The organism is Flavobacterium sp. (assembly GCF_044361065.1).
GTDB lineage: Bacteria > Bacteroidota > Bacteroidia > Flavobacteriales > Flavobacteriaceae > Flavobacterium.
The window spans coordinates 1-22,993 of sequence record NZ_JBIKJI010000004.1; the positions used below are offsets into that span (position 1 = coordinate 1).

General features: G+C 30.7%; 17 protein-coding genes and 1 other RNA gene. 10 read left to right on the forward strand and 8 right to left on the reverse strand.

The window, feature by feature from the left end:
- Positions 1-122: 122 nt before the first annotated feature.
- The 5 genes from ACIQ11_RS00580 to ACIQ11_RS00600 are packed head-to-tail and all read left to right on the forward strand — an operon-like array spanning position 123 to position 11,343.
- On the forward strand, positions 123-560 hold the full coding sequence (locus tag ACIQ11_RS00580) for a T9SS type A sorting domain-containing protein (RefSeq protein ID WP_396151811.1): 438 nt from the start codon (positions 123-125) through the stop codon (positions 558-560).
- 3 nt (positions 561-563) lie between these two features.
- On the forward strand, positions 564-1,361 hold the full coding sequence (locus ACIQ11_RS00585) for a SpvB/TcaC N-terminal domain-containing protein (protein ID WP_396151813.1): 798 nt from the start codon (positions 564-566) through the stop codon (positions 1,359-1,361).
- 25 nt (positions 1,362-1,386) lie between these two features.
- Complete coding sequence (locus tag ACIQ11_RS00590) at positions 1,387-6,768, forward strand: RHS repeat-associated core domain-containing protein (protein ID WP_396151815.1); 5,382 nt, start codon at positions 1,387-1,389, stop codon at positions 6,766-6,768.
- On the forward strand, positions 6,759-7,511 hold the full coding sequence (locus tag ACIQ11_RS00595; protein ID WP_396151817.1) for a hypothetical protein: 753 nt from the start codon (positions 6,759-6,761) through the stop codon (positions 7,509-7,511). Before ACIQ11_RS00590 ends, ACIQ11_RS00595 begins: the two co-directional genes overlap by 10 nt.
- A 16-nt stretch (positions 7,512-7,527) precedes the next feature.
- A complete protein-coding gene (locus ACIQ11_RS00600; RefSeq protein WP_396151819.1) occupies positions 7,528-11,343 on the forward strand; it encodes a T9SS type B sorting domain-containing protein in 3,816 nt (1,271 codons plus the stop codon).
- Positions 11,344-11,455: 112 nt separating this feature from the next.
- Here the strand turns inward: ACIQ11_RS00600 and ssrA are convergent.
- Positions 11,456-11,857, reverse strand: a transfer-messenger RNA (tmRNA) gene (ssrA, locus tag ACIQ11_RS00605).
- Between the two features lie 176 nt (positions 11,858-12,033).
- On the opposite strand from ssrA, the gene ACIQ11_RS00610 reads away from it, so the two are divergent.
- Both ACIQ11_RS00610 and ACIQ11_RS00615 read left to right on the forward strand, forming a co-directional pair.
- A complete protein-coding gene (locus tag ACIQ11_RS00610; RefSeq protein ID WP_396151821.1) occupies positions 12,034-13,239 on the forward strand; it encodes an NAD(P)-dependent oxidoreductase in 1,206 nt (401 codons plus the stop codon).
- 186 nt (positions 13,240-13,425) lie between these two features.
- The gene (locus ACIQ11_RS00615; protein WP_396151823.1) at positions 13,426-15,027 is read left to right on the forward strand and encodes an MFS transporter; all 1,602 of its coding nucleotides are present in this window, start codon (positions 13,426-13,428) and stop codon (positions 15,025-15,027) included.
- Between the two features lie 73 nt (positions 15,028-15,100).
- Here ACIQ11_RS00615 and ACIQ11_RS00620 read toward each other — a convergent pair whose 3' ends face one another.
- From ACIQ11_RS00620 to ACIQ11_RS00635, 4 genes are read right to left on the reverse strand one after another with little or no spacing between them, the layout of a single operon-like run.
- Complete coding sequence (locus tag ACIQ11_RS00620; RefSeq protein WP_396151825.1) at positions 15,101-15,952, reverse strand: hypothetical protein; 852 nt, start codon at positions 15,950-15,952, stop codon at positions 15,101-15,103.
- 21 nt (positions 15,953-15,973) lie between these two features.
- Positions 15,974-16,792: a 3-deoxy-8-phosphooctulonate synthase gene (gene kdsA / locus ACIQ11_RS00625; protein WP_396151827.1), complete on the reverse strand. Its 819-nt coding sequence runs from the start codon at positions 16,790-16,792 to the stop codon at positions 15,974-15,976.
- Between the two features lie 42 nt (positions 16,793-16,834).
- Positions 16,835-17,302: a 2-dehydro-3-deoxyphosphooctonate aldolase gene (locus ACIQ11_RS00630; protein WP_396151829.1), complete on the reverse strand. Its 468-nt coding sequence runs from the start codon at positions 17,300-17,302 to the stop codon at positions 16,835-16,837.
- Positions 17,303-17,304: 2 nt separating this feature from the next.
- Positions 17,305-17,784, reverse strand: a complete 480-nt coding sequence (locus ACIQ11_RS00635; RefSeq protein WP_396151831.1) for a DUF4199 domain-containing protein — start codon at positions 17,782-17,784, stop codon at positions 17,305-17,307.
- Between the two features lie 141 nt (positions 17,785-17,925).
- Between ACIQ11_RS00635 and ACIQ11_RS00640 the strand changes: the two genes are divergently transcribed.
- The 3 genes from ACIQ11_RS00640 (at position 17,926) to ACIQ11_RS00650 (ending at position 19,250) form a co-directional block, all read left to right on the forward strand.
- The gene (locus ACIQ11_RS00640) at positions 17,926-18,492 is read left to right on the forward strand and encodes a YeeE/YedE family protein (protein ID WP_396151833.1); all 567 of its coding nucleotides are present in this window, start codon (positions 17,926-17,928) and stop codon (positions 18,490-18,492) included.
- Positions 18,492-18,905 (forward strand): DUF6691 family protein, encoded by a 414-nt coding sequence (locus ACIQ11_RS00645; RefSeq protein ID WP_396151835.1) that lies wholly within the window; start codon positions 18,492-18,494, stop codon positions 18,903-18,905. Before ACIQ11_RS00640 ends, ACIQ11_RS00645 begins: the two co-directional genes overlap by 1 nt.
- Positions 18,906-18,980: 75 nt before the next feature.
- Positions 18,981-19,250: a heavy-metal-associated domain-containing protein gene (locus ACIQ11_RS00650; RefSeq protein WP_396151837.1), complete on the forward strand. Its 270-nt coding sequence runs from the start codon at positions 18,981-18,983 to the stop codon at positions 19,248-19,250.
- Between the two features lie 30 nt (positions 19,251-19,280).
- Here ACIQ11_RS00650 and ACIQ11_RS00655 read toward each other — a convergent pair whose 3' ends face one another.
- The 3 genes from ACIQ11_RS00655 to ACIQ11_RS00665 are packed head-to-tail and all read right to left on the reverse strand — an operon-like array spanning position 19,281 to position 22,862.
- Complete coding sequence (locus tag ACIQ11_RS00655) at positions 19,281-19,556, reverse strand: ATP-dependent Clp protease adaptor ClpS (protein WP_396151839.1); 276 nt, start codon at positions 19,554-19,556, stop codon at positions 19,281-19,283.
- A gap of 29 nt (positions 19,557-19,585) precedes the next feature.
- Entirely contained in the window at positions 19,586-20,425 is an 840-nt protein-coding gene (prmA, locus tag ACIQ11_RS00660) for a 50S ribosomal protein L11 methyltransferase (protein WP_396151842.1), read from the reverse strand.
- A gap of 34 nt (positions 20,426-20,459) precedes the next feature.
- On the reverse strand, positions 20,460-22,862 hold the full coding sequence (locus ACIQ11_RS00665; protein ID WP_396151845.1) for a thiamine pyrophosphate-dependent enzyme: 2,403 nt from the start codon (positions 22,860-22,862) through the stop codon (positions 20,460-20,462).
- Positions 22,863-22,993: the final 131 nt, after the last annotated feature.

A 22,993-nucleotide genomic window follows, 5' to 3' on the forward strand; every position in this document is an offset into this window, starting at 1 on the left:
ATGTTAATTTTCGATAGGTAATGTTCATTTTCGTATACTAATTGTAAAATAATATTTTTAAAATTGGCAAATTATATTACACCTTATTGAAAAAGATTAAACAACAACTTAAATACTTAATTATGAAAAAACTTCTAGGACTATTTTTATTCTGTTTTGGTATAAATGGAATGGCTCAAAAAATTACATTTGCTTATGATGTAGCTGGAAATCAAATTTCTCGCTCATATTGTATAAGTTGCAGGCAATCAAATTTACCCATCAAGGAGTTTGAAGATTTAGAAACTTCAGATTTACAGAAATTCTTTCCTGAAGATGTAATTTCTTTTTATCCAAATCCCGTGCAAAATGAACTATATTTAGAATGGCAGTTGGTTAATGATAATAAAGTTTTGAGTATTGATATTTATAATATAAATGGTCAATTAATAAGAAATATAAATAGTTTAAGTGAAAATAAAACGATTATATCTTTCCAAGAATATACTTCTGGTAATTACATATTAAATTTAAATTATGCAACTGGAGAGCAAAAATCTATAAAAATCATCAAAAACTAAATTATGAAAAAAATTTTCTTAATACTTTCGGTTACATTAACCTTTTTATCAAATGCTCAAACAGGTAATTCAAATGAAGTTGGTACAACTAATGGAAGTTTATCCGTTTCACTTACAGGAGCTGCAACATATACAATTCCTATTGCTGTACCACCAGGATTGAACGGTGTAGTTCCACAAATTTCATTAAATTATAATAGTCAAGGAGGTAACGGATTAGCTGGTTATGGTTGGAATCTTGCTGGATTATCACAAATTTCACGTATTCCATCTACTAAATTTCATGATGGTATATCTGATCCTATTGATTTTGATTCATTTGACCGCTTGGCTTTAGACGGACAAAGATTGATTTTAAAATCAGGGACTTATGGAGCAGCTGGCAGTGTATATGAAACAGAAACTTTTTCAAATGTTAAAATAACAGCTTTTAGCACGTATTTTCTTGTACAATATCCAGATGGTTCTATCGCTCATTATGGAAATTCTACAGATTCAAAATCTTTAACTACTTGGGCTTTAACATATTGGCAAAACCCACAAGGAATTAGAATAAATTACTTTTATAACTTGTTTAACAATAACTTAAATATTAGCAATATTAAATATGGTTCAGTTGGGACAAATCAAACGCTTAATGAAATAGCATTTGTTTATAAAAACAGAGTTAGAATTGAACAAGGCTATATTGAAGGGCAAAATATTATGAATACTAAAATTCTAAGTAGTATAAACGTTAAAGGAAGTAATATTGATTATAGAAATTATTTACTTGAACATTCAATCACTGATTTGGATTAAAAAAAGTGGAGATAACAGTGTTAGTTTGAATCCCACAGTTTTTGAATATAATGATTCCAATCAAATTATGTCAGGGAGTTATTTTAACCATACTTTAGATAAAAGTTTTGATTATGATAAATTTAGTGCAATAAATGCAGATTTTGACGGTAATGGCAGTGATGATTATTTATTCATAGGAAATCAATATCAATCTGAACAAAACAAACTATGGTTGTATAAAAATGTTGGATCTGGAGGTAATCCTATATCCATTCAATTGCAGATTAATATAAGCACAAAAATTCACACATTATTTCCTTCAACAATATTAACTGGTACTTCTGCATCAGGATATAAATTAAAACCAGAACAGGCTTTTACAGTAGTTAATCAATTGCCTTTTTCTCAAACTATCTCATTTGATACTTATGCATTATCTTCTAATACAATAGCTTTAGATCAAACAAAAAGCATTATTTTTCCATGCAATGGAATAAATGCATCAAATTTTGATAAAATATTTTTGCCTGGAGATTTTAATGGAGACGGAATTACTGATAATGTAATGATTATTGGTAGTTATCCATTTTCAAACGGAAATTGCTTGTCGATTCAAAAAGATGTTTATTTTATTGACTTGAGGAAAGATATAACTACTAATTATAATAAATATTGTGGTAAAATTCCCGATATAAACCCAACTAGTCCAACTTCAAATAATAAGATTACTGCTAATACAGATATTCAAGTTTTAGATTTTAATGGTGATGGAAAATCAGATTTTGTTATATTCGATTATAACGGTATTCGTGTTTTTACTTTTAATTCAACTTTTACTGGAATGGTTCAGCTTTGCCACATTACGGGTGAAATCTTTAATTATAGTAGTAAAAAATACATTGGTGATTTTAATGGTGATGGTAAAAGTGATATTGTGATGCCTTCAAATCCTTTAAATAATAACGGTAATTGGAAATTTTATATTTCTAACGGGCTAACTTTTGTTTCATTTACAAAAAATTTAGGTATTAACTATGATTCTTATCGTAAGCAGTATGTTGAATATGAATATAATGGAAATATTCTTAACGTTTCAGGAACTGTTACAAAGGAGACTTACATTGTTGAAGAAACTATATTTTTTGTAAAAGATTTTAATGGAGATGGAAAATCAGATATTATGTTTCAAAAGCATATTTTTAAAGATTTAGTCAGGTCAAGATATTTTGACGGGCAGGGAAATTTAACAGAATTTGTTACCGATATATATCAAAGTGGACAAACAATAGAAAAATTTTTGAAATTATATAGTAATAAAAGTATTGCCTCTAATGATATAACTTTTAGCCCTCCGATAACTAGACTCTTGCCTTCAAGTAAAATAGGAGCTATATTATTAACGACAAATATTAATAAACCTGATTTTTTAAATTTAGATTATACATATATTGTAGGAAAGGAACTTTATTCTATTTCTAGTTCAAGAAATCACGCAGCTGATGTGTTATTAAAAAAAGTAACTTTAGGTAATGGAGTTAGTGAATCTATCACTTACCAACCATTAAAGTTTCAAGAGACGATACCAATTGGCTCTTCAATACCTGTTTATAATTATACAAACACGCCTTTAAATTATCCGAATTTTGATATAAAAAACGCTACTTCATTAAACTTAGTAACAATGGTTGAAAGACAAAGCTCAACAGTTTACAATAAAAAACTGTTTTCATATGATAGTGCAGTTACCAATAATGAAGGTTTAGGATTTTTAGGTTTTAAATCAACTATGCAAACCAATTGGTTCAATGATGATTCCAAAATTATTTCAAATATTTCTATTGCAGATATTAATTTAAGGGGAGCAATAGCAAAAAGTTTTGTTGTAAGTGGATTGGTTTCACCAACCTATAATTATAATCCACCAACATTTATTAGTAAAACAATTAATACTTATAATACAAATGCATTACAAGTAAATAAAGTTTTTAAATTAAAAATGCTTCAAAGTCAACAATATAATGGATTAGACAATACAAGCTTAAGTGTTATTAATCAGCATAACTCAAATAATAATTTAACTCAAATTACTTCAACAACTAAAAATGGAGCAACTACAGAACAAATAACAACAGCTATTTTTAATTACGATTTGCCAATAGCAAATCCGTATATGATTGATAGATTAAAGGCCAAAAATAGTACGACTACAATATTGCCAAGTAATAATGTAACTAGTTCAGAAGAACTTTATACATATAATGCCAATCTTTTAAAACAAGTAAAAAAGAAAGGACATAATACTAATTACATTACTGAAGATTACGAACATGATATTTATGGAAACATAACTAAAAAAACATTAACTGCTACAGGAATGACAAATAGAGTTACAGCTTTTGAGTATGATGCTACTTCACGAAGATTTATTACAAAAAAAACAGATATTGAAGGATTAATTACCCAATATGCCTATAATCAAGCAACAGGAACATTAAGTTCTGAAACGTTACCTTCTAATGCTGGATTTCCACTTATTACAAATTTTGAATATGATAAGTGGGGAAAAAAAACTAAGGTTATTGATTTTTTAGGCAAAGAATTAATATACACCTACGAAAATATTTCTAATGGTGGTGTTAAATTAACTACTAATAGATCGGATGCTAGTAGTGAGATTATTGTTACTGACGATTTAGGCAGAAAAACACATGAAGGTTCAAAATTAATTGATGATAAATGGTCTTATGTAAGTACGGTTTATGATAACAATGATAAACCGATATTAAAAAGTCAACCTTATTTTGAAACTTTAGGGCTTGGAAATTATCCCGTTTGGAATGAAATGAAATATGATATTTACGGAAGATTAATTGAAACCAAAACATTAAAATCTAATAGTTCTCCTGGAAAAATTTCTACTTATACATACAACGGATTAACAACGACTGAATCAGATTCTTTTAAAAGTAAACAAACTATAAAAAATAGTATCGGGCAAGTTATTTCTGTAACAGACTCACCTAATGGTGGAACAATTATATATAGCTATTATGCCAATGGAAACTTAAAACAGACAAATTTTGAAGGTGTAATAACAACTATTGAGCAAGATGGTTGGGGAAGAAAGACAAAATTAATAGATCCTTCTGCTGGTACCTATCAATATCAATATAATGAGTTTGGAGAGACAATAAAAGAAATTGCTCCAAAAGGAGTAACAACATATACTTTTGATAATTTTGGGAAAGTAACTCAAAAAACAATAATTGGTTTAAATGGTGACCCAACAAATTCAAAAACGGTTTATACTTATAATCCTACTACCAAACTTTTAACAAATATTCGATATGATGATTTTATAGGAGGTTTTTTTACCCTATATAGTTATGGATATGATAATTATAAAAGACTAAATTTTTCAGATGAAAGTGGTTTTAATGCCTATTACCAGAGAGCAACACATTTTGATTCTTTCGGTAGACCAGAAAAAGAATTGTATACAGCTATTAATACCTATGACAGTAAACGTTCAGACATATGGGTAAGAAACTCATATAAAAATGGACTACCTTGGCAAATTATTGATAATGCAACAAATAAAATACTTTGGCAAACAAATAACACAAATGCAACTGGTAAAATTACCTCTGGTAACTATGGTAATGATATTAAAGTTACAAATAATTATGATACATTTGGGTTTCCAAATTATCTAAACCATGATTTTGGTACAACTAATATTATGTATTTAGAAACCTTATTTGAGCCGATTAGGGGAAATTTAGTAGAAAGGTATAATGGTATGTTCGGATTTTTTTATGAAGAATTTCAACATGATAGTTTAGACCGATTAAGTGCATATACAGATATAAACGTTAGTCAAGTCACACAAACCTATGATAATTTAGGAAGAATTGACACAAGTCCAATCGGAACGCATAATTATGCAATTTCTGGAAAGGCATTTCAAAATTCTTCTGTATCTTTGACCCCTGAAGCTGATGCTTATTATCAAAGCAGAAGTGGCTTAGACATAACATATAATTCTTTTAAAAGCCCAATAAATATTAATGAACAAGGAAAAGATAAATTAAGCTTTATTTATAATCTTAACAATGACCGTTCAAGTATGTATTATGGTGGACTACAAGATGATAAATATTTAAGACCTTTAAGAAAACACTATTCAGCAGATGGTTCAATGGAAATTAAGCAAAATATTGCAACTGGTACTACGGAGTTTATTACTTATATAGGTGGTGATGCATATAGTGCTCCAATTATTTTAAAAAGCGACGGAACAACTAAAAAGTACTATTATTTGCATAGAGATTACCAAAGTAGTATAGTGGCTATTACAAATGAAGTTGGCGCAATTGTTGAAAAAAGAAGATTTGATGTTTGGGGAAATATTGCAGAAGTTAAAGACGGAGCAGGCAATAATTTAAACAAATTAACGTTCATTGATAGAGGTTATACGGGTCACGAACATTTACAAGGTGTGGTTTTAATACACATGAATGGTAGATTATATGACCCAATGGTACATAGATTTTTACAGCCTGATAATAATATTCAGGACCCATACAATACACAAAACTATAACCGTTATAGTTATGTAATGAATAACCCAACCAAATATACTGACCCCACAGGTGAGTTTTGGAGTTTTGTAGTTTCGGCCCTATTTAATGCATATAAATCAGGTTTTGAAGCTAGTGGTGGGCAATTAAACCCATTTAAATGGGACTCTACCACATGGATAAATGCAGGTTTGGGTGCGGCAGGTTCTGCGGCTTCTACAGCAAGTACCAATTATTTAAACGCATACATAGATAATTATGGTAAAAATGATACACCAAAAGATTTTGGAGGAGGAAATCCTGTAGAGGAGCATGGATATGTTGTTGTTGGTTATAATTCTAATAAAAGTATAAATGACTATTATAATTATAAAGAAAATATTTTTAAAGGTAAATGGATTGACATAGTTACTTCAAATTTAGAATATTCATCTCAAAGTGAAGATTTTACCTGCACTTATCATTGTAAAGTTTCAGTTGATATGAAATTTTTTAAAACAGCTGATAGAGAAGTAAATGAAAAATGGTATAATGATGTTTATAGTAATGGTCTAAGAAGTGAACTTGTAATACCAAAATATAAAAGTGATGGATATCAAGTCAACGATTCAAAAAATGCAAATAGATTTACTTTTGCAATTAGTGAGATGAATTTAGGTAGAGTTGTTCAAATAAGTTGGATGCCAATTTCAACCAGTCCAAATCTCCATCACGCAAGTTTAATAAACACTGTACAACAAAATGCTACAACATTAGAATATAGGTTTATATTAATGGATCCTGCAAGATGGTCTGGTTTTAGTGTAGATAAAATACAAACGATGTTTAGTTTATGGAGATGATTATAAAGAAAATAAGTCTTATTTTAATTAGTTTTAATATATATAGTCAAAGTGATTCTATAAAACTTAATATCAATTTAACTAATTATTCAGAAAAGGCTAATTTAAATTTTAATGAAAGATATTATTATACATATAATAATTTTGATAGTATTAAACAAATTTTTAATCCAAAAGAATTTAAATATTTAATTTCTTATGATATTGATAGTTTTCATATTAAGTCTATTCCTCAATTTGAAATTAAAACAAATGCAAAAATTTGTCGCAGAGAAAATTTTATAAATTATATTAATTTTGAAAATGATTTCGAAAGTCAATATTTTAATATTTATTTAAAAGATAGATTAATTATGAATACTAGATATTTACTGAAGGAAAAAAGTGATATTGTTGATTTTAGTTTAATTGAGTATGATTTTAATAATCCCATAATGTATGGTGGGATACATGGTTTTTTAATGAAACTCATGTTAGAGAGAAAATTTTTTGTTTTTATGATTAAAGGTTTTGGAGACACCTATTTTATTTATGAAAAAAATAAAATTTTTGCAATTTATAATCCTGATAGTAATGGAAATTATGAGAAAAAAGAAATAAATGAGTATGTTGGAAAAGTAATTGGAAAAAGAGAATTAAAAAAAATATTGAATGGTTATTCTATTTCAACTACCCAAATAAATAATTCTATAAAGAATATGTATTATAATAAAAATTATAATGTTTTTTTAAAAATTAATTGAGTGATTAAAAAACAAAATGAATTTCAAAATTAACATAAAAATACTATTTTTATTTCTTCCAATATTGACTTTTCCTCAAGGCGAAGCCAGTATTTGGTATTTTGGCTATAATGCGGGTATAAAATTTAATACAGATGGTTCTGTTACGGCACTTACTGATGGGCAATTGGCTACCTTAGAAGGTTGCGCTACTTTGTCTGATGCTTCAGGTCAGTTGTTGTTTTACACAGATGGCATCACGGTTTACAACAAAAACCATCAAATAATGGCAAATGGTTCAGGTTTAATGGGTGATCCTTCAAGTACACAATCAGCTACTATTGTTAAAAAACCAGGTTCAACTAATTTGTTTTATGTTTTTACCACAGATAGAGAGCATGAGCCTAATGGTTTTAGATATTCTATTATAGATTTAAATTTAAATAACGGCTTAGGCGATGTTACAGCACAAAAAAATATTTTAGTTTATACGCCAACAATCGAAAGTATCGGCATTACCAAACACGCAAATGGCATAGACTTTTGGGTAGTTACTCATAGTTGGGACAATAATAATTTCAATGCTCATATATTATCTGCATCTGGGTTATCTTCCACGCCAATTATTACACCAATTGGATTGCCCATAACAGGTATAGGTTTTCAAGCTGCTGGTCACATTAAATTTTCACCAAGCGGAAAAAAATTAGCCATAACAAGCACTTCTGATTTTGTGCAATTATTTGATTTTAATAATGTAACGGGTGTATTATCAAATCCTCAAACATTATTAACAGAAACTGGTGAATTATATGGTGTTGCTTTTTCACCTAATGAAAAGGTATTATATGTAACACAATCTTTTGGAGGAAAATTATATCAGTTTAATTTAGAAGCTGGTGACATACCTAATTCTAAAATAACAATTTACACAGGTACAACTTCAAACAGAGTAGGAGCATTACAAATCGGGCCAGATAATAAAATTTATGTAGCTCAATTTAATTTAGCTAAACTTGGAGTAATACACAATCCAAATGTTGTTGGTACGGGTTGTAATTTTCAATTTAGTGCTATAGATTTGGCTGGAAAATTATCTAAAAGTGGTTTGCCGTCTTTTAACCAATCTTTTTTCTTTACACCAACAATTTCTTTTCAGAATGCTTGTGTTGGTCAAAGCACCACTTTTGAGTTTAATACTAATCAACCTGTTATAAGTGCAACGTGGACTTTCGGTGATGGAAATAGTTCAAATAGTATAATAGGTAACAATATTTACAATAGTACAGGAGTATTTCCAGTAACAGTAAATGTAGTTACACCTTATGGTACTGGAACCGCTACTCAAAATATTACAGTTTCCGTTCCGCCAACTGCAACACAACCTACAAATATATTACTTTGCGACACTGATTCTGATGGTTTCACTAGTTTTGATTTAACAACTAAATCGAATGTTATATTAAATGGTCAAAGTAGTGCCACTCATATTGTAAAATACTTTGCTTCTGCCTCTGACTATAGTAATAATGTTTCTATTTCTGCACCAAGTAGTTATATAAATTTAGCAGCTTTTGGATCTCAAACAATTATTGCAGAAGTAAATAATGGAACATGTAAACAAACCACTTCGTTCACTATTCAAGTTTTTTCTCCAACGGCAACAATAGTAGCACCTGCAATCAGAAACTGTGATAATACTAGTTTTGGAACAAATAATGACGGAAAAATTATTTTTAATTTAACTCAAAATAATAGTATTATTCTTGGAGGACAGCCTACTTCTGATTTCACAATAAATTATTATCATGATTCGGCATTAACACAATTAATTAGCAATCCTTCTAGTTATGTTAATACAAATATTGTTGAAACTATTTATGTTAAAGTAGTAAATAACTTAAATACTACATGTTTTGGCACAACTTCTTTTCAAATAGAGGTTTTTAGTTTACCCATTATTAATTCAATTGTTACCTTAAAACAATGCGATGATAACAACGATGGTTTTAGTGCGTTCAACTTAAAAGAAGCAGAAAATGCTTTTGTGGCTAGCACCACAGGATTAACTTTTACTTATTTTGAAAATTCAACCGATGCTCAAAATAACAATACCATTGCAAGTATTACAAGCCCAACAGCATATATCAATCAAGTCGTAAGTAATGATGTGGTATATGTACGTGTAGAAAATGTACATGGTTGTTTTAGAGTTGGAACTTTAAATTTAAATGTTTCCACAACTTCAATTCCTTCAAGTTTTCAGAAAGTTTTTACAGTTTGTGATGATGCATTATCTGGTTCTAATACAGATGGAATTGCAACATTTAATTTTAGTAGTGTTACAACACAAATTCAAGCTTTATATCCTGCTGGACAATTGCTAACAATAAAATATTATAAAAATCAAGCCGATGCTTTAGCAGAGCAAAATGCTATTGCTAATACTTCTAATTATACAAATTTAGGTTATCCGATTACTCAAAATATTTATGTTCGAGTGGATAGTCAAGTCAATAATGATTGTTTAGGTTTAGGGCATCATATTACTTTACATGTAGAACGAATTCCTTTTATTGAAAATATAGTTTTGAATCATTGTGATGACAATCAAGATGGAATTTTCGGATTCGATACGAGCAATTTGCAAACTACATTATTGAATGGTTTAACAAATGTGTCAATAACTTATAAAGACCAAAACGGAAATGCTTTACCAAGTCCTTTGCCTAATCCGTTTGTAACGAGTTCACAAACCATTACTGCTAGAGCAACAAATAACACAACAACCGCTTGTTATGATGAAGCTACGATTCAATTCATAGTTGATGATTTACCAGAAGCTTTTCCAATCGCTTCAACGTTAACCATAGTTTGTGACGATGAAGTAAATCCGCTATTACAAGATGGATTATTCTCGTTTAATACAAGTACATTTCAAACCACAATTTTAGGTTCGCAATCGGGAATGCTAGTGAATTATTATGCTGCTAATGGAGCGGCATTACCAAGTCCGTTACCTAACCCTTTTACAACAACCACACAAACCATAACAGCAGAAGTAATTAATCCTATTAACACTACTTGTAAAGCGACGTTAAGTATTCCTTTTGTTGTGAAGCCAACACCACGAATCAATACCGTTGGTACTGAATTAGTGTGTAGTAATAATCCAAACTTTATTAAAACTATCGATGCGGGTTTAGAAGATGTTTCAATCATAAACAATTTCAGTTATCAATGGTTTTTAGATGGAACTATATTAAGTGGTGAAACGAATTACTCTTTAGTAATAAATACAGAAGGAAGCTATAAAGTAGTGGTTACAAATGCCCAAAACTGCACTAAAACAAGAACGATTACTGTAACGGCTTCTAATATTGCAACTATTGAAAATATTGTTATTAATGATTTGTCAGATAACAATTCAATACTTGTAAATGTAAGTGGTTCCGGTGATTACGAATACAGTCTGGATGGCGAAAACTATCAGATTAGCAATATTTTTTATAATGTATCATCAGGTTTATATACAGTTTATGTAAAAGACACTAATGATTGTGGTATAGCTGAAAAAGACATTAGTTTGTTAGGTATTCCAAACTATTTTACGCCAAATAACGACGGTTATAATGATTATTGGAACATAAATGGAGTAAGTACTACTTATAACGCTAAAACAACTATTTATATTTTTGATAGATACGGAAAATTGATAAAGGAGATTTTACCGCTTTCCAAAGGTTGGGACGGCACATATAATGGAAAAAATGCACCATCATCCGATTATTGGTATGTAATTAATTTAGAAGATGGTAGAACTTTTAAAGGGCATTTTAGTTTGAAGAGGTAGCAAGATTTAGAATTTTCATAAGTAAAAGTTATGTTTTTTTAGAAAAAAAACAGCAACAAAAACGGCAACTATAAATAAAAAACCCTGTAAAATAGATACTTTACAGGGTTTTTTGTGGAGTCGGAGAGAATCGAACTCTCGTCCAAACAAGCCATCAAAAAGCGTTCTACATGTTTAGTTTTTGTTTAGATTTTCGACAAAATAGCTTGGCCAAAAACAGCCACTATTCGCTTAACTTTATTAATGTCAGAGTGGATTTAAAGTTTTACCATTCCTAGGTTTATTTTTACCATTCCTCTAAACCAACCGCCACAAACCAAGGCTTTTGAGAGAAATCCAGCTTCCCAACCTGGTTGGGACATGGCATTATCGTACTATAATTCGGATTATGCAGCTAAAGCGTAAGTATTTTCGCCGTTTAAAAAGTGTGTATGATTGATATTTACGAGCCAAAAATACAATGCTCGACATGCTTACTAATTAGTGCCACTTGCTGTCAAAACCAGTCGACCCCGATTTCATTTAATTTCGTTACTATTAATTACGCAACTTTAAATTAAATGGATGCCAAAATTACAATAAATTATTCAAGAAGAAAAGTTTTATACTCAAAATCAAAAATGTTATATTTGTAAAGTAATACAAGTAAATTGTGTTAAAAAAATACAAAAAGCCCTAAACCTAAATAAAATGAAATTCGGAATAATTAAAGAAAGGAAAAATCCTCCAGATAGAAGAGTAGTGTTCTCACCTTCAGAACTTTTACTTGTAAAAAAACAGTTTCCAAATGCTGACTTTAAAGTAGAAAGTTCAGATATTCGTGTCTTTACAGATGCTGAATATATTGAAAAAGGTTTTGAAGTTTCGGATAATATGGATGATTGTGACGTACTACTTGGCGTAAAAGAAGTACCTGTTGAAGCATTAATCCCAAATAAAAAATATTTTTTCTTTTCTCATACGATTAAAAAGCAAGCTTATAATAGAAAATTATTACAAGCGTGTATAGATAAAAATATCGATTTGTACGACCACGAAACAGTAGTTAATGAAAAAAATACGCGATTAATTGGTTTTGGAAGATACGCTGGAATTGTAGGTGCGTACAACGGAATTAGAGCATTCGGGTTAAAATTTGAGCTTTTTTCATTACCAAAAGCAGAAACATTAGCCAATCAAGACGCTTTGATTTCGCAACTTAAGAAACCTTTTTTACCACCAATAAAAATTGTCTTATCAGGAAAAGGAAAAGTGGCATTTGGTGCTAAAGAAATGTTAGATGGTATGAAAATCAAAGAAGTTTCTGTTTCAGATTATCTATCAAAAACGTACACCTATCCTGTGTATACTATGATTGATGTTCAAGATTATAATCGTCATCAATCCGGTATTGAGTTTAATAAAGCAGAATTTTATTCAAATCCCGAACATTTCACTTCTAATTTTGAGCGTTTTACTACAGTTTCTGATATTTTTATGGCAGGACATTTTTACGGAAATGGTGCTCCAGAAATATTAACACAAAACATGTTAGCCACTCCAAATTGTAAAATTAAAGTGGTTGCCGATATTTCTTGTGACATCGACGGGCCTATTGCTTGTACGTTACGTGCAAGTACTATTGCCAATCCAAATTATGGTTATTTGCCTAGCGAACATAAAGAAGTAGATATGTTTCATCCCAGCGCTATTGTAGTAATGGCAGTAGATAATTTGCCTTGCGAATTGCCAAAAGACGCCAGCGAAGGCTTTGGAGAAATGTTTTTAGAACACGTAATTCCTGCTTTTTTTAATGAAGATACTTCAGGCGTTTTGAGCAGAGCAAAAATTACTGAAAACGGAAAACTAACAACACGATTTGCGTATTTGCAAGATTATTTAGATAATCAAAACTAGTTTATATCACACTTTTTTATAAGTTCATTAATTATTTTAACTACTATATTTAATAGTAACTATACAAAAACACAACTATAACGTTTTCGTTAAAAATTAATTTCTGTTTTTATAATTTAATGACATAATATTTTGTTATTTAGCAATTAACTAAACTAAAAACTATTAATATAATAAACTACTTTTATGAACACAGAAAATAAACAAACAAATTACCCAGCTTTATTGACTCTTGTAACGGTATTCTTTTTTTGGGGCTTTGTTGCTGCATCAAATGGAATATTAATTCCTTTTTGTCAAAATCATTTTAAGCTTACAAATTTTGAATCTCAATTACTTGGTTCAGCCTTTTTTGGTGCATATTTTATAGGTTCATTAATTTTATACTTAGGTTCTGCATTTTTAAAATATGATATTGTAAACAAAGTTGGTTATAAAAAGGCAATTATTATTGGATTATTTATTTCTATTGTTGGTGCTTTAATAATGATACCAAGTACAAATGCAAATTCTTTTGGATTAATGTTATTATCATTATTTATTGTTGCATTAGGTTTTTCACTTCAACAAACCGCAGCTCAACCTTTTGCAATTTCCTTAGGTGATGAAACTACTGGTGCTCACAGATTAAATTTTGCAGGTGGTATTAACTCATTAGGTACTACAGTTGGACCTATAATTGTTAGTTATTTTTTATTTGGTAGTTTAACATCTGATGTTGAACCATCACCATCTAATATTAATACTTTATATTTAATTTTAGCTGGTGTGTTTTTGTTCGTTGCATTAATATTTACTTTTTCCAAATTGCCTTCTGGAAAAAATGATGAGTCAATTGAGAATTCACCAAATGCCAGTAAAGCCTTAATTGCCATTACTATAGCTATTTTAGGTTTAATATTAATCGGAAATGTGACATCAGTCTCTAAAACAATATTATTGATGCTTTTATTACTATCTATTCTTGGTATTTTAATATATTCAAATAAACTTGCTCTAAAAAATTCGGAAGGTTGGGGTGCAATGAAATATCCTCAATTAGTATATGGTATGATTGCTATTTTTGTTTATGTTGGAGTTGAAGTATCAATTGATAATAATTTTGGCGCTTTATTAAAAACACCAGGTTATTTAACACCAGATGGATTAAACGATGCGCAAATTTCTAAATACATTTCTTTATATTGGGGAAGTTTAATGATTGGAAGATGGATAGGGGCAATAAGTGTTTTTCAATTAAGTAGAATCCCAAAAATAATCGCTACTGTAATCGTACCTTTTATAGCTTTTGGTATTATTTTGTATGCAAACTCGTTAAAAGGTACAGATATTTCAGACTTATATAGTTATTCAATTGTTATTTTAATTGGAATAGTTGCTTTTTTAATGTCAAATGAAAAGCCTGTTAAAACAATGATTTATGTTAGCACATTAGCAATTGTTTCAATGCTAATTGGTACATTTACAACTGGGATAGTTTCTGTTTTCGCATTTATCTCAGGCGGATTGTTTTGCTCTGTTATGTGGCCTTGTATTTTTGCTTTATCAGTTACAGGATTAGGAAAACATACAAGTCAAGGTTCAGCTTTTTTAATTACTATGATTTTAGGAGGTGCTATTATTCCTCCATTCCAAGGAGCAATTGGAGATTCATGGGATATACATTTTTCTTATTTGATTGCTGCTTTTTGTTTTGCTGGATTATTGATTTTAACATTATTAATTAAAAAGTCATTAAAAAATCAAAATATTAATATTGATACCATTGAATCTGAAGGAGGTCATTAAACCTATTCATTTTCAACATAAAAAAAGTCCGTCAGAATTACTCTGATGGACTTTTTTATTAGTATTTTGTAATCTAGATTTTAAATATACCACCAAAGGCAATCATATTTTGAAAAAACCAAAAGTTTTGTTGTGCTTTGTCTGCTGAATCAAATGTGGTGCGAATGTCGTTCATTTCAATATAACCCGTTTTTAATTCGGTTTGAATGAAATAATGTTTGAAAAACGTAAAAGTCAATCCCGCTTTTGCAGAAATACCGAATCCGGATAAGTGAAACTCATCGTATCTTTCTTTGTCAAATAATTTTGTATTGGTTTTGGGTAATAAAACGCCAGCACCAAATCCTTCTGATAAATTGATTTGAAATTTGTCTGTATTTGGTAAATTAAACCATTTTGAAATGTCATCCACCCGCGTAATTTCAGGATGAATATAATTTAACCCATCGGTATGTTCAAATGTTAAAAATTTATCGGTAAGTAGCAACTCATTTCCTGGTAAACTTTCATCAAAAGTGCCTTCATTTGGATAATTTCCGCTGTAACGCACTACTTTATTTTGATACATTACATACTTCATATGATCCCATCCTATTGAAATATTATAATGGTCATTAATAAAATAACCCATTCTAAAATTAGTTTGAGGAATTGTCATTCTTGAAGGATTTATAAAATCTAAATGATACCCTTTTGGTCTGTCGTGCGCCGTTACGTCATTTAATGTAAAATCGTAATCAGCACCTGTAAATCGAATATCTGAAGTAGAGTAGTAGGCTCTGTTACCTCCCCAGTAAAAAAAGAATTTTCCTTTATTATGTGCGGTATATTTTTCTTTTTGAATAGATAAATCTACTTGGTTTTCAGTTTGTGCAAAACTTGTTATCGTAAGTAAAGCAATAACAAGCGTTAAAATTTTTTTCATTTGGGGATTTTGTATGGTGTATTAAAATTTATTTATAGTTTTTCTGATGGCAACTAACTTGGTCATTAAACCTTCAAAATAGTCTAAATGCAACATGTTGGCGCCATCACTTTTAGCATTTGCTGGATCAAAATGGGTTTCAATAAATATTCCATCTACACCTGTTACAATTCCTGCTTTGGCTATGGTTTCAATCATATCTGGTCTTCCACCAGTTACCCCACTGGTTTGATTTGGCTGTTGTAAAGAATGCGTTACGTCTAAAACAGTAGTTCCAAATTCTTTCATAGTTGGAATACCTCTAAAATCTACAATCATATCTTGGTAACCAAACATGGTACCTCTATCGGTAATCATAAAGTTATCGTTCCCACAATCCTTTACTTTTTGAGCTGCGTGTTTCATACTTTCCGGACTCATAAATTGTCCTTTTTTCAAATTTACTGTTTTACCTGTTTTGGCAGCAGCTACTACTAAATCTGTTTGACGAACTAAAAATGCAGGAATTTGCAAGACATCAACATACGAAGCCGCCATTGCAGCATCTTCGTTGGTATGAATATCCGTGACAGTAGGTACGCCAAATTCTTTTGAAACTTTTTCCAATATTTTTAATGCTTTTTCATCACCAATACCAGAAAAACTATCAATTCTTGAACGATTTGCTTTTTTGAAACTTCCTTTGAAAACAAATGGAATTTGTAAATTATCGGTTATAGCAACTAATTTTTCAGCTATTCGTAACGCCATTTCTTCGCCTTCAATGGCGCAAGGTCCAGCTAAAACGAAAAAATTCCCGCTTTTTGTATGTTTAATTTGTGGAATATGATCTAAGTTCATTTTGTTGAATTTTAAGGTGCAAAGATAACAAAGGTTCGCGTTTTAGTTACCAGAAGTTTCAATTTTTTTAATTATAAATCCTTTTGGACACATTATTTTGCCTTTTTCAAAAGTATTGATGTATATTTTTTTATTGGATGCTTTTCCGTCTAAATAGATTTCATATAACACTAAAGTTCCAGCTCCCATCTTATTGTGTTTAGAAGGAAACGGACAACATGTTTCTAAAATTTGATAGGTTACTTTTTCTCCATTTGCACCCGTAAAGCTATTAAAAAAACGATTCACGTTTTGGTTGTTGCTGTTTTCATACGTAGAAAAACCTAAATTTATTGGATAAAATTCACTGTATCCGTATTGCAAATCGGTGGCTGTTTCCAGTAATTCAAATTGTCCTACAACAATTTTAGGTAATACAGCTGTGTCATCTATATTTTGAATCGTGTTTTTTGTACTTACACATGACACGCAAAGTACAAGAATGAAACTAAAGATGATTAACTTTCTCATAATTATTTATTTTTAGTTTTTACAAGTAATGCTGCTAAAGCTGCAAATATGATACCAAAAGATAGTGTTCCAAAAGTTGCAAAAATCATATATGCGGTTATGTCAAACATAGCTTGTGCATTTTCTAGTTTCATCCCTTTAGAAACGGAATAGTTTATCATATTTGTAAAAAAATCAGGGTTCACATACTTTAATGAAAAATATAGCGCAAATGGTGTTAAAATCATAGCGAAAATTGCTAAAATCACACCAGAAAGGAACCCTTGTTGCCAAGACATTATGCCATTGAAAAAGTTTTTTTTCTTATCTAATAGAAAAAGAATGTAAATTCCAAATATTAAAATAAATACTAAATTTGTAAATATTGGGTGATTGGCAATGTTTGTATCATGAAAACCTAAATATTTTTCTAGTTGAAACCACATAATTCCTAAAAAAGTGTAGTATATTGCCCACTTAAATTCTATTTTAAATTTATTCATTTTTTGTATCTTTGAAAACGGTTTAAAATACTCCGACAGCAAACTGCTGTTTAGATTTTAACTACTACTTATTATCTTAAAATAGAAGCGCTTAAAATCGGAAACAAATATAGTAATTCATTAAATACAATTTAACAAATTATGGAAGTAATTCAAGGTACTTGGCACTGGGCTATTTCTGGTTTTTTAATCGGACTTATTATGCTGGTTTTAACCTATTTTGGTAAAACGTTTGGTATGTCTTCTAACCTAAGAACCATTTGTAGTATGTCATTTCCAAAGAAAAAAATTGAGTATTTTAATTTTGATTGGAAGGAACAAAAATGGAACTTATCTATTGCCTTGGGTGCCGTAGTTGGGGGTTTTATAGCTTCTTATTTTTTGATGGATGCTACAAGTGTACTTCAAATAAATCCGAAAACAATTGCCAGTTTACAACAATTAAATATTGATGTTCCTAATGGTAAATTAGGTCCTGACGCTTTATTTAGTCTAGAAAATGCATTTACATTAAAAGGATTTTTTATTTTGCTATTTGGTGGATTTTTGATTGGTTTTGGTACGCCTTACGCAGGTGGTTGTACTTCTGGTCACGCTATTTCTGGGTTAAGTAATTTGCAAATCCCTTCTTTAATTGCAGTGATTGGCTTTTTTCTGGGCGGATTAATTTCGGCACATTTTTTAATCCCTTTAATTTTTGGTTCGTAATGAAATTAGTAAAGTTTTTTATAGTTGGAATTGTTTTCGGAATTGTTTTAACTAAAGCGGAAGCCGTTTCTTGGTACAGAATTTATGAAATGTTTATGTTTCAAAGTTTTCACATGTATGGTATTATTGTAACCGCAATTTTTGTAGGTGTAACAGGAATTTATCTAATAAAAAAGAAAGAAATTCAAGGTTTTAAAGGAGCAGAAATAAAAATTCAAGATAAAGATTTTTCTTATTCAAGATATATTATTGGCGGCACTATGTTTGGATTGGGATGGGGATTAGTAGGCTGTTGTCCGGGACCTATTTTTATTTTAATCGGAAATGGTGTCTTGTCAATTTGCGTCGTATTGTTAGGAGCTCTATTAGGTACTTATATATATGGAATTTTGAAAAATAAATTGCCACATTAATTTTATGTTAAAGTGATATTTATCAGGTTTTTATCGTTATACTTTTTGTAAATTTACGATATAAAATAAAAAACAATGAAAACTATAGTCCATATACAAAACTTGAAATGTGGCGGTTGTGCCAATACGATTTCAAAAAAATTAAATGCTTTAGATGATGTTTCCGAAGTTAGTATAGAAGTGGAAGATAATTCCGTTACTTTTGAATATTCTGCAGCGCATACTTTAGAGATAGTAAAGAATACGTTAGCTGAAATAGGTTATCCCGAAGATGGTGAAGCGAATTCGTTAACATCAAAAGCCAAATCTTATGTAAGTTGTGCTTTTGGAAAAATAACATCTTAAAACAAAAAATCGACCAATTGGTCGATTTTTTTATATGATTACAGCACTTAAACCTGCATCTTGCAGGGAAGCACATTGTGGCTTTAATTTTGGTAATTCGCCAGTTTTTACAGTACATTGTCCTTTATAATGCACTAAAATGGCACATTGTTCCGCTTGTTCCCAAGTATGATTACAAATTTTCACTAAAGATTCAATAACGTGATCAAAAGTATTTATATCATCGTTATATAAAACAATTTCGTTGTTATTACCAACGGCTTCTTCAACTAATACTTCGTCTAATGTTTCTGTTAATGTACTCATAACTAATAATTTAGTATAATGTAAAATTACTAATTTTTACTATATTTCAAACCTAACCAATTGTTTCTTTCTTTTTTCGATTCAAAAGTCAGACCTAATTTTTCACAACATTCATTGATAGCTTCAAAATCTTCTGTATAAAATCCGCTTAATAATAAAACGGCATTATCATTCATACAGTTTACATAAGTCGCCATATCGTTTAATAAAATGTTTCTGTTGATGTTGGCAATAAATACATCGTATTTCTGACCGTCATTTAACCAAGATGCATCGCCTTCGTATACGGATATGTGTTTGCAAATATTACGTTCAGCGTTTTCAATGGAGTTAAAATAACACCAATTATCTATATCCACAGCATCAATAGGATGTGCACCTTTCATTTCAGCTAAAATGGCTAAAATGGCTGTTCCGCAACCCATATCAATGGTTTTTTTGTTGGCAACTTCTAACTCTAATAGATGTTGAATCATCATATGTGTGGTTTCGTGATGTCCTGTTCCAAAACTCATTTTTGGCTCAATTACGATTTCATATTTGGCATTAGTAGCTGGATGAAAAGGTGCACGAACGTGACAAATTCCGTCCACATCAATAGGAGAGAAGTTCTTTTCCCATTCTTCGTTCCAATTTACGGGCTCAATTTCATTAGTTGTGTAAGAAATTTTGAAATTTTCATTCGTAAGAATTTCAATTTCGCTTAAAATGTTCTCAGACCAAACGTCTTTTTGAACGTAAGCCGAAACACCTTCTTCGGATTCTTCAAAGCTTTCAAAAGCGGTTTCTTCTAATTGTGCAATTAAAATTTGTGAACCTAGTTCTATAGGTTCAATTGTAAAATGGTATGCGATGTAGGTGTTTGCCATTTGGGAATATAAGAATTATTATTGTTTATTTAAATTAATACAACTTCGAAAATTTGTTCGGATTTGCTTCATGCATCATTTCGTACACTTTTTCAAAAATATCTTCTGCACTTGGTTTAGAAAAATAATCACCATCTGTTCCGTAACTTGGACGGTGTGCCTTAGCGGTTAAGGTTTGCGGTGCACTATCTAAATATTGGTACGCATTTTGATTTTCAATAATTTCTTGTAAAATAAAAGCACTTGCTCCACCAGGAACGTCTTCGTCAATCACTAATAATCGATTGGTTTTCGCTACTGATTTTACTATATCGTGAGCAATGTCAAAAGGCAATAAACTTTGAATATCAATAATTTCAGCATCAATTCCGTTTTCTAATAATTCTTTTGCGGCTTGTTCTACAATTCTTAACGTAGAACCGTATGAAACTAATGTAATGTCTTTTCCTTCTTTGATGGTTTCTACGACACCAATTGGCGTTTGGAATTCACCTAAGTTGGTTGGCATTTTTTCTTTTAAACGGTAGCCATTTAAACATTCAATTACTAAAGCAGGTTCATCTGTTTTTAATAAGGTATTATAAAATCCTGCAGCTTTGGTCATATTTCTTGGTACCAAAACGTGAATTCCACGAATGGCATTAATAATCATTCCCATTGGCGAACCTGAATGCCAAATACCTTCTAATCGGTGTCCGCGTGTTCTAATAATTAAAGGTGCTTTCTGACGACCATGTGTTCTGTATTGAAGCGTAGCCAAATCGTCACTCATAATCTGAATGGCGTATAACAAATAATCTAAATACTGAATTTCTGCAATCGGACGTAAACCACGCATCGCCATTCCTATACCTTGACCTAAAATGGTGGCTTCACGAATTCCAGCATCTGAAACACGCATTTCGCCGTATTTTTCTTGCATACCTTCTAAGCCTTGGTTTACATCGCCAATATTTCCAGCATCTTCACCAAAGACTAACGTTTCTGGATACGTTGCGAAAATTTTATCGAAGTTATCTCTTAACACCAAACGAGCATCTACTTCTTCGGCAGTTTCATCGTAAATTGGTTTAACTTCAGTAGTTGAAGCACTATTTTGTTTCGATTCTGAATGTAAATGCGAACTGTATTTAGGTTGAATACGCGCAATAAAATTTGAAATATAAGTCGCTAAAGTCGCTCTATCAGAACCGGAAAGCATACGTAGTACTTTTCTGGCAACTACCAACAAATCTTTTCTAATTGGTTCTTTTATCGCAGCGATATCATTCGCGTATTTTTCAATAAAAACTTTATTTTCTGAGTTTTGTGCGACTTGATTTAGAACAGCTATTGTAGCCGCTTGATCTTCTTTTATGGAAGATAAATAATTTGCCCAAGCTTCTTTTTTACCTTCTAAAACTTCTTTTTTAGATGCTTTTTCAATATCGTCTAATTCATCTAAAGTAGCAATATTGTTTTCAATCATCCATTTTTTCATTTGTGCATTACAGTCAAATTCTATTTCCCAAGCCAAACGATCCGCGTTTTTGTATCGCTCGTGTGAACCTGAAGTAGAATGGCCTTGTGGCTGTGTTAATTCGTTTACGTGAATTAAAATCGGCACATGTTCTGTTCGTGCAATTTTAGAAGCTTTTTGATACGTGTCAACTAACGCGGGATAATCCCAACCTTTCACACGGAAAATTTCGTACCCGTTGTTTGCGTCATCGCGTTGTAATCCTTTTAATATTTCGGATATGTTTTCTTTTGTAGTTTGATATTTGGCGTGAACTGAAATTCCGTATTCGTCATCCCAAACGCTCATTACCATTGGAACTTGTAACACACCAGCAGCATTTATGGTTTCAAAAAACAACCCTTCTGATGTAGAAGCATTTCCAATTGTTCCCCAAGCGACTTCGTTACCTTGTACTGAAAAATTATTTTCAGCAGGAATTTCTGTTACATTTCTATATATTTTTGAGGCTTGTGCTAAACCTAATAAACGTGGCATTTGCCCAGCAGTAGGAGAGATGTCGGCACTTGAATTTTTTTGTTGGGTTAAATTTTTCCAATTTCCGTTTTCGTCTAACGAATGTGTGGCAAAATGCCCACCCATTTGTCGACCCGCACTCATTGGATCAAAATTAATATCGGCGTGACCATATAATCCTGCGAAAAACTGAACAATTGACAATTCGCCTATAGCCATCATAAACGTTTGGTCACGGTAATATCCTGAGCGAAAATCACCATTTTGAAAGGCTTTCGCTAAGGCCAATTGAGGTACTTCTTTACCATCGCCAAAAATACCAAATTTTGCTTTTCCGGTAAGGACTTCTTTTCGTCCTAAAAGACTACACTCGCGACTAACGGATGCGATTTTAAAATCGTGTAAAACTTCTTTTTTGAAATCTTCGAAAGATAATGTTTCTGCCGTCTTAGTTTTGCTCATAATATTACTTTGCTATGTTACAAATTTAAACAAAAAAACGAAATGGTACTACGTGAAGGTTATTTTTATGAATAATGAATAAAAATATTGATGTTTGGTTGTAAAAAACGTAGTATTATTTCGAAATAGTA

What these genes read in the sequence shown, in the direction of transcription:
- ACIQ11_RS00665 (WP_396151845.1), bottom strand. Translation starts at nt 22,862, where the DNA reads ATGAGCAAAACTAAGACGGCAGAAACATTATCTTTCGAAGATTTCAAA.
- ACIQ11_RS00640 (WP_396151833.1), top strand. Translation starts at nt 17,926, where the DNA reads ATGGAAGTAATTCAAGGTACTTGGCACTGGGCTATTTCTGGTTTTTTA.
- kdsA (WP_396151827.1), bottom strand. Translation starts at nt 16,792, where the DNA reads ATGAACTTAGATCATATTCCACAAATTAAACATACAAAAAGCGGGAAT.
- ACIQ11_RS00615 (WP_396151823.1), top strand. Translation starts at nt 13,426, where the DNA reads ATGAACACAGAAAATAAACAAACAAATTACCCAGCTTTATTGACTCTT.
- ACIQ11_RS00650 (WP_396151837.1), top strand. Translation starts at nt 18,981, where the DNA reads ATGAAAACTATAGTCCATATACAAAACTTGAAATGTGGCGGTTGTGCC.
- ACIQ11_RS00620 (WP_396151825.1), bottom strand. Translation starts at nt 15,952, where the DNA reads ATGAAAAAAATTTTAACGCTTGTTATTGCTTTACTTACGATAACAAGT.
- ACIQ11_RS00610 (WP_396151821.1), top strand. Translation starts at nt 12,034, where the DNA reads ATGAAATTCGGAATAATTAAAGAAAGGAAAAATCCTCCAGATAGAAGA.
- ACIQ11_RS00635 (WP_396151831.1), bottom strand. Translation starts at nt 17,784, where the DNA reads ATGAATAAATTTAAAATAGAATTTAAGTGGGCAATATACTACACTTTT.
- prmA (WP_396151842.1), bottom strand. Translation starts at nt 20,425, where the DNA reads ATGGCAAACACCTACATCGCATACCATTTTACAATTGAACCTATAGAA.
- ACIQ11_RS00600 (WP_396151819.1), top strand. Translation starts at nt 7,528, where the DNA reads ATGAATTTCAAAATTAACATAAAAATACTATTTTTATTTCTTCCAATA.
- ACIQ11_RS00645 (WP_396151835.1), top strand. Translation starts at nt 18,492, where the DNA reads ATGAAATTAGTAAAGTTTTTTATAGTTGGAATTGTTTTCGGAATTGTT.
- ACIQ11_RS00630 (WP_396151829.1), bottom strand. Translation starts at nt 17,302, where the DNA reads ATGAGAAAGTTAATCATCTTTAGTTTCATTCTTGTACTTTGCGTGTCA.
- ACIQ11_RS00580 (WP_396151811.1), top strand. Translation starts at nt 123, where the DNA reads ATGAAAAAACTTCTAGGACTATTTTTATTCTGTTTTGGTATAAATGGA.
- ACIQ11_RS00585 (WP_396151813.1), top strand. Translation starts at nt 564, where the DNA reads ATGAAAAAAATTTTCTTAATACTTTCGGTTACATTAACCTTTTTATCA.
- ACIQ11_RS00655 (WP_396151839.1), bottom strand. Translation starts at nt 19,556, where the DNA reads ATGAGTACATTAACAGAAACATTAGACGAAGTATTAGTTGAAGAAGCC.
- ACIQ11_RS00595 (WP_396151817.1), top strand. Translation starts at nt 6,759, where the DNA reads ATGGAGATGATTATAAAGAAAATAAGTCTTATTTTAATTAGTTTTAAT.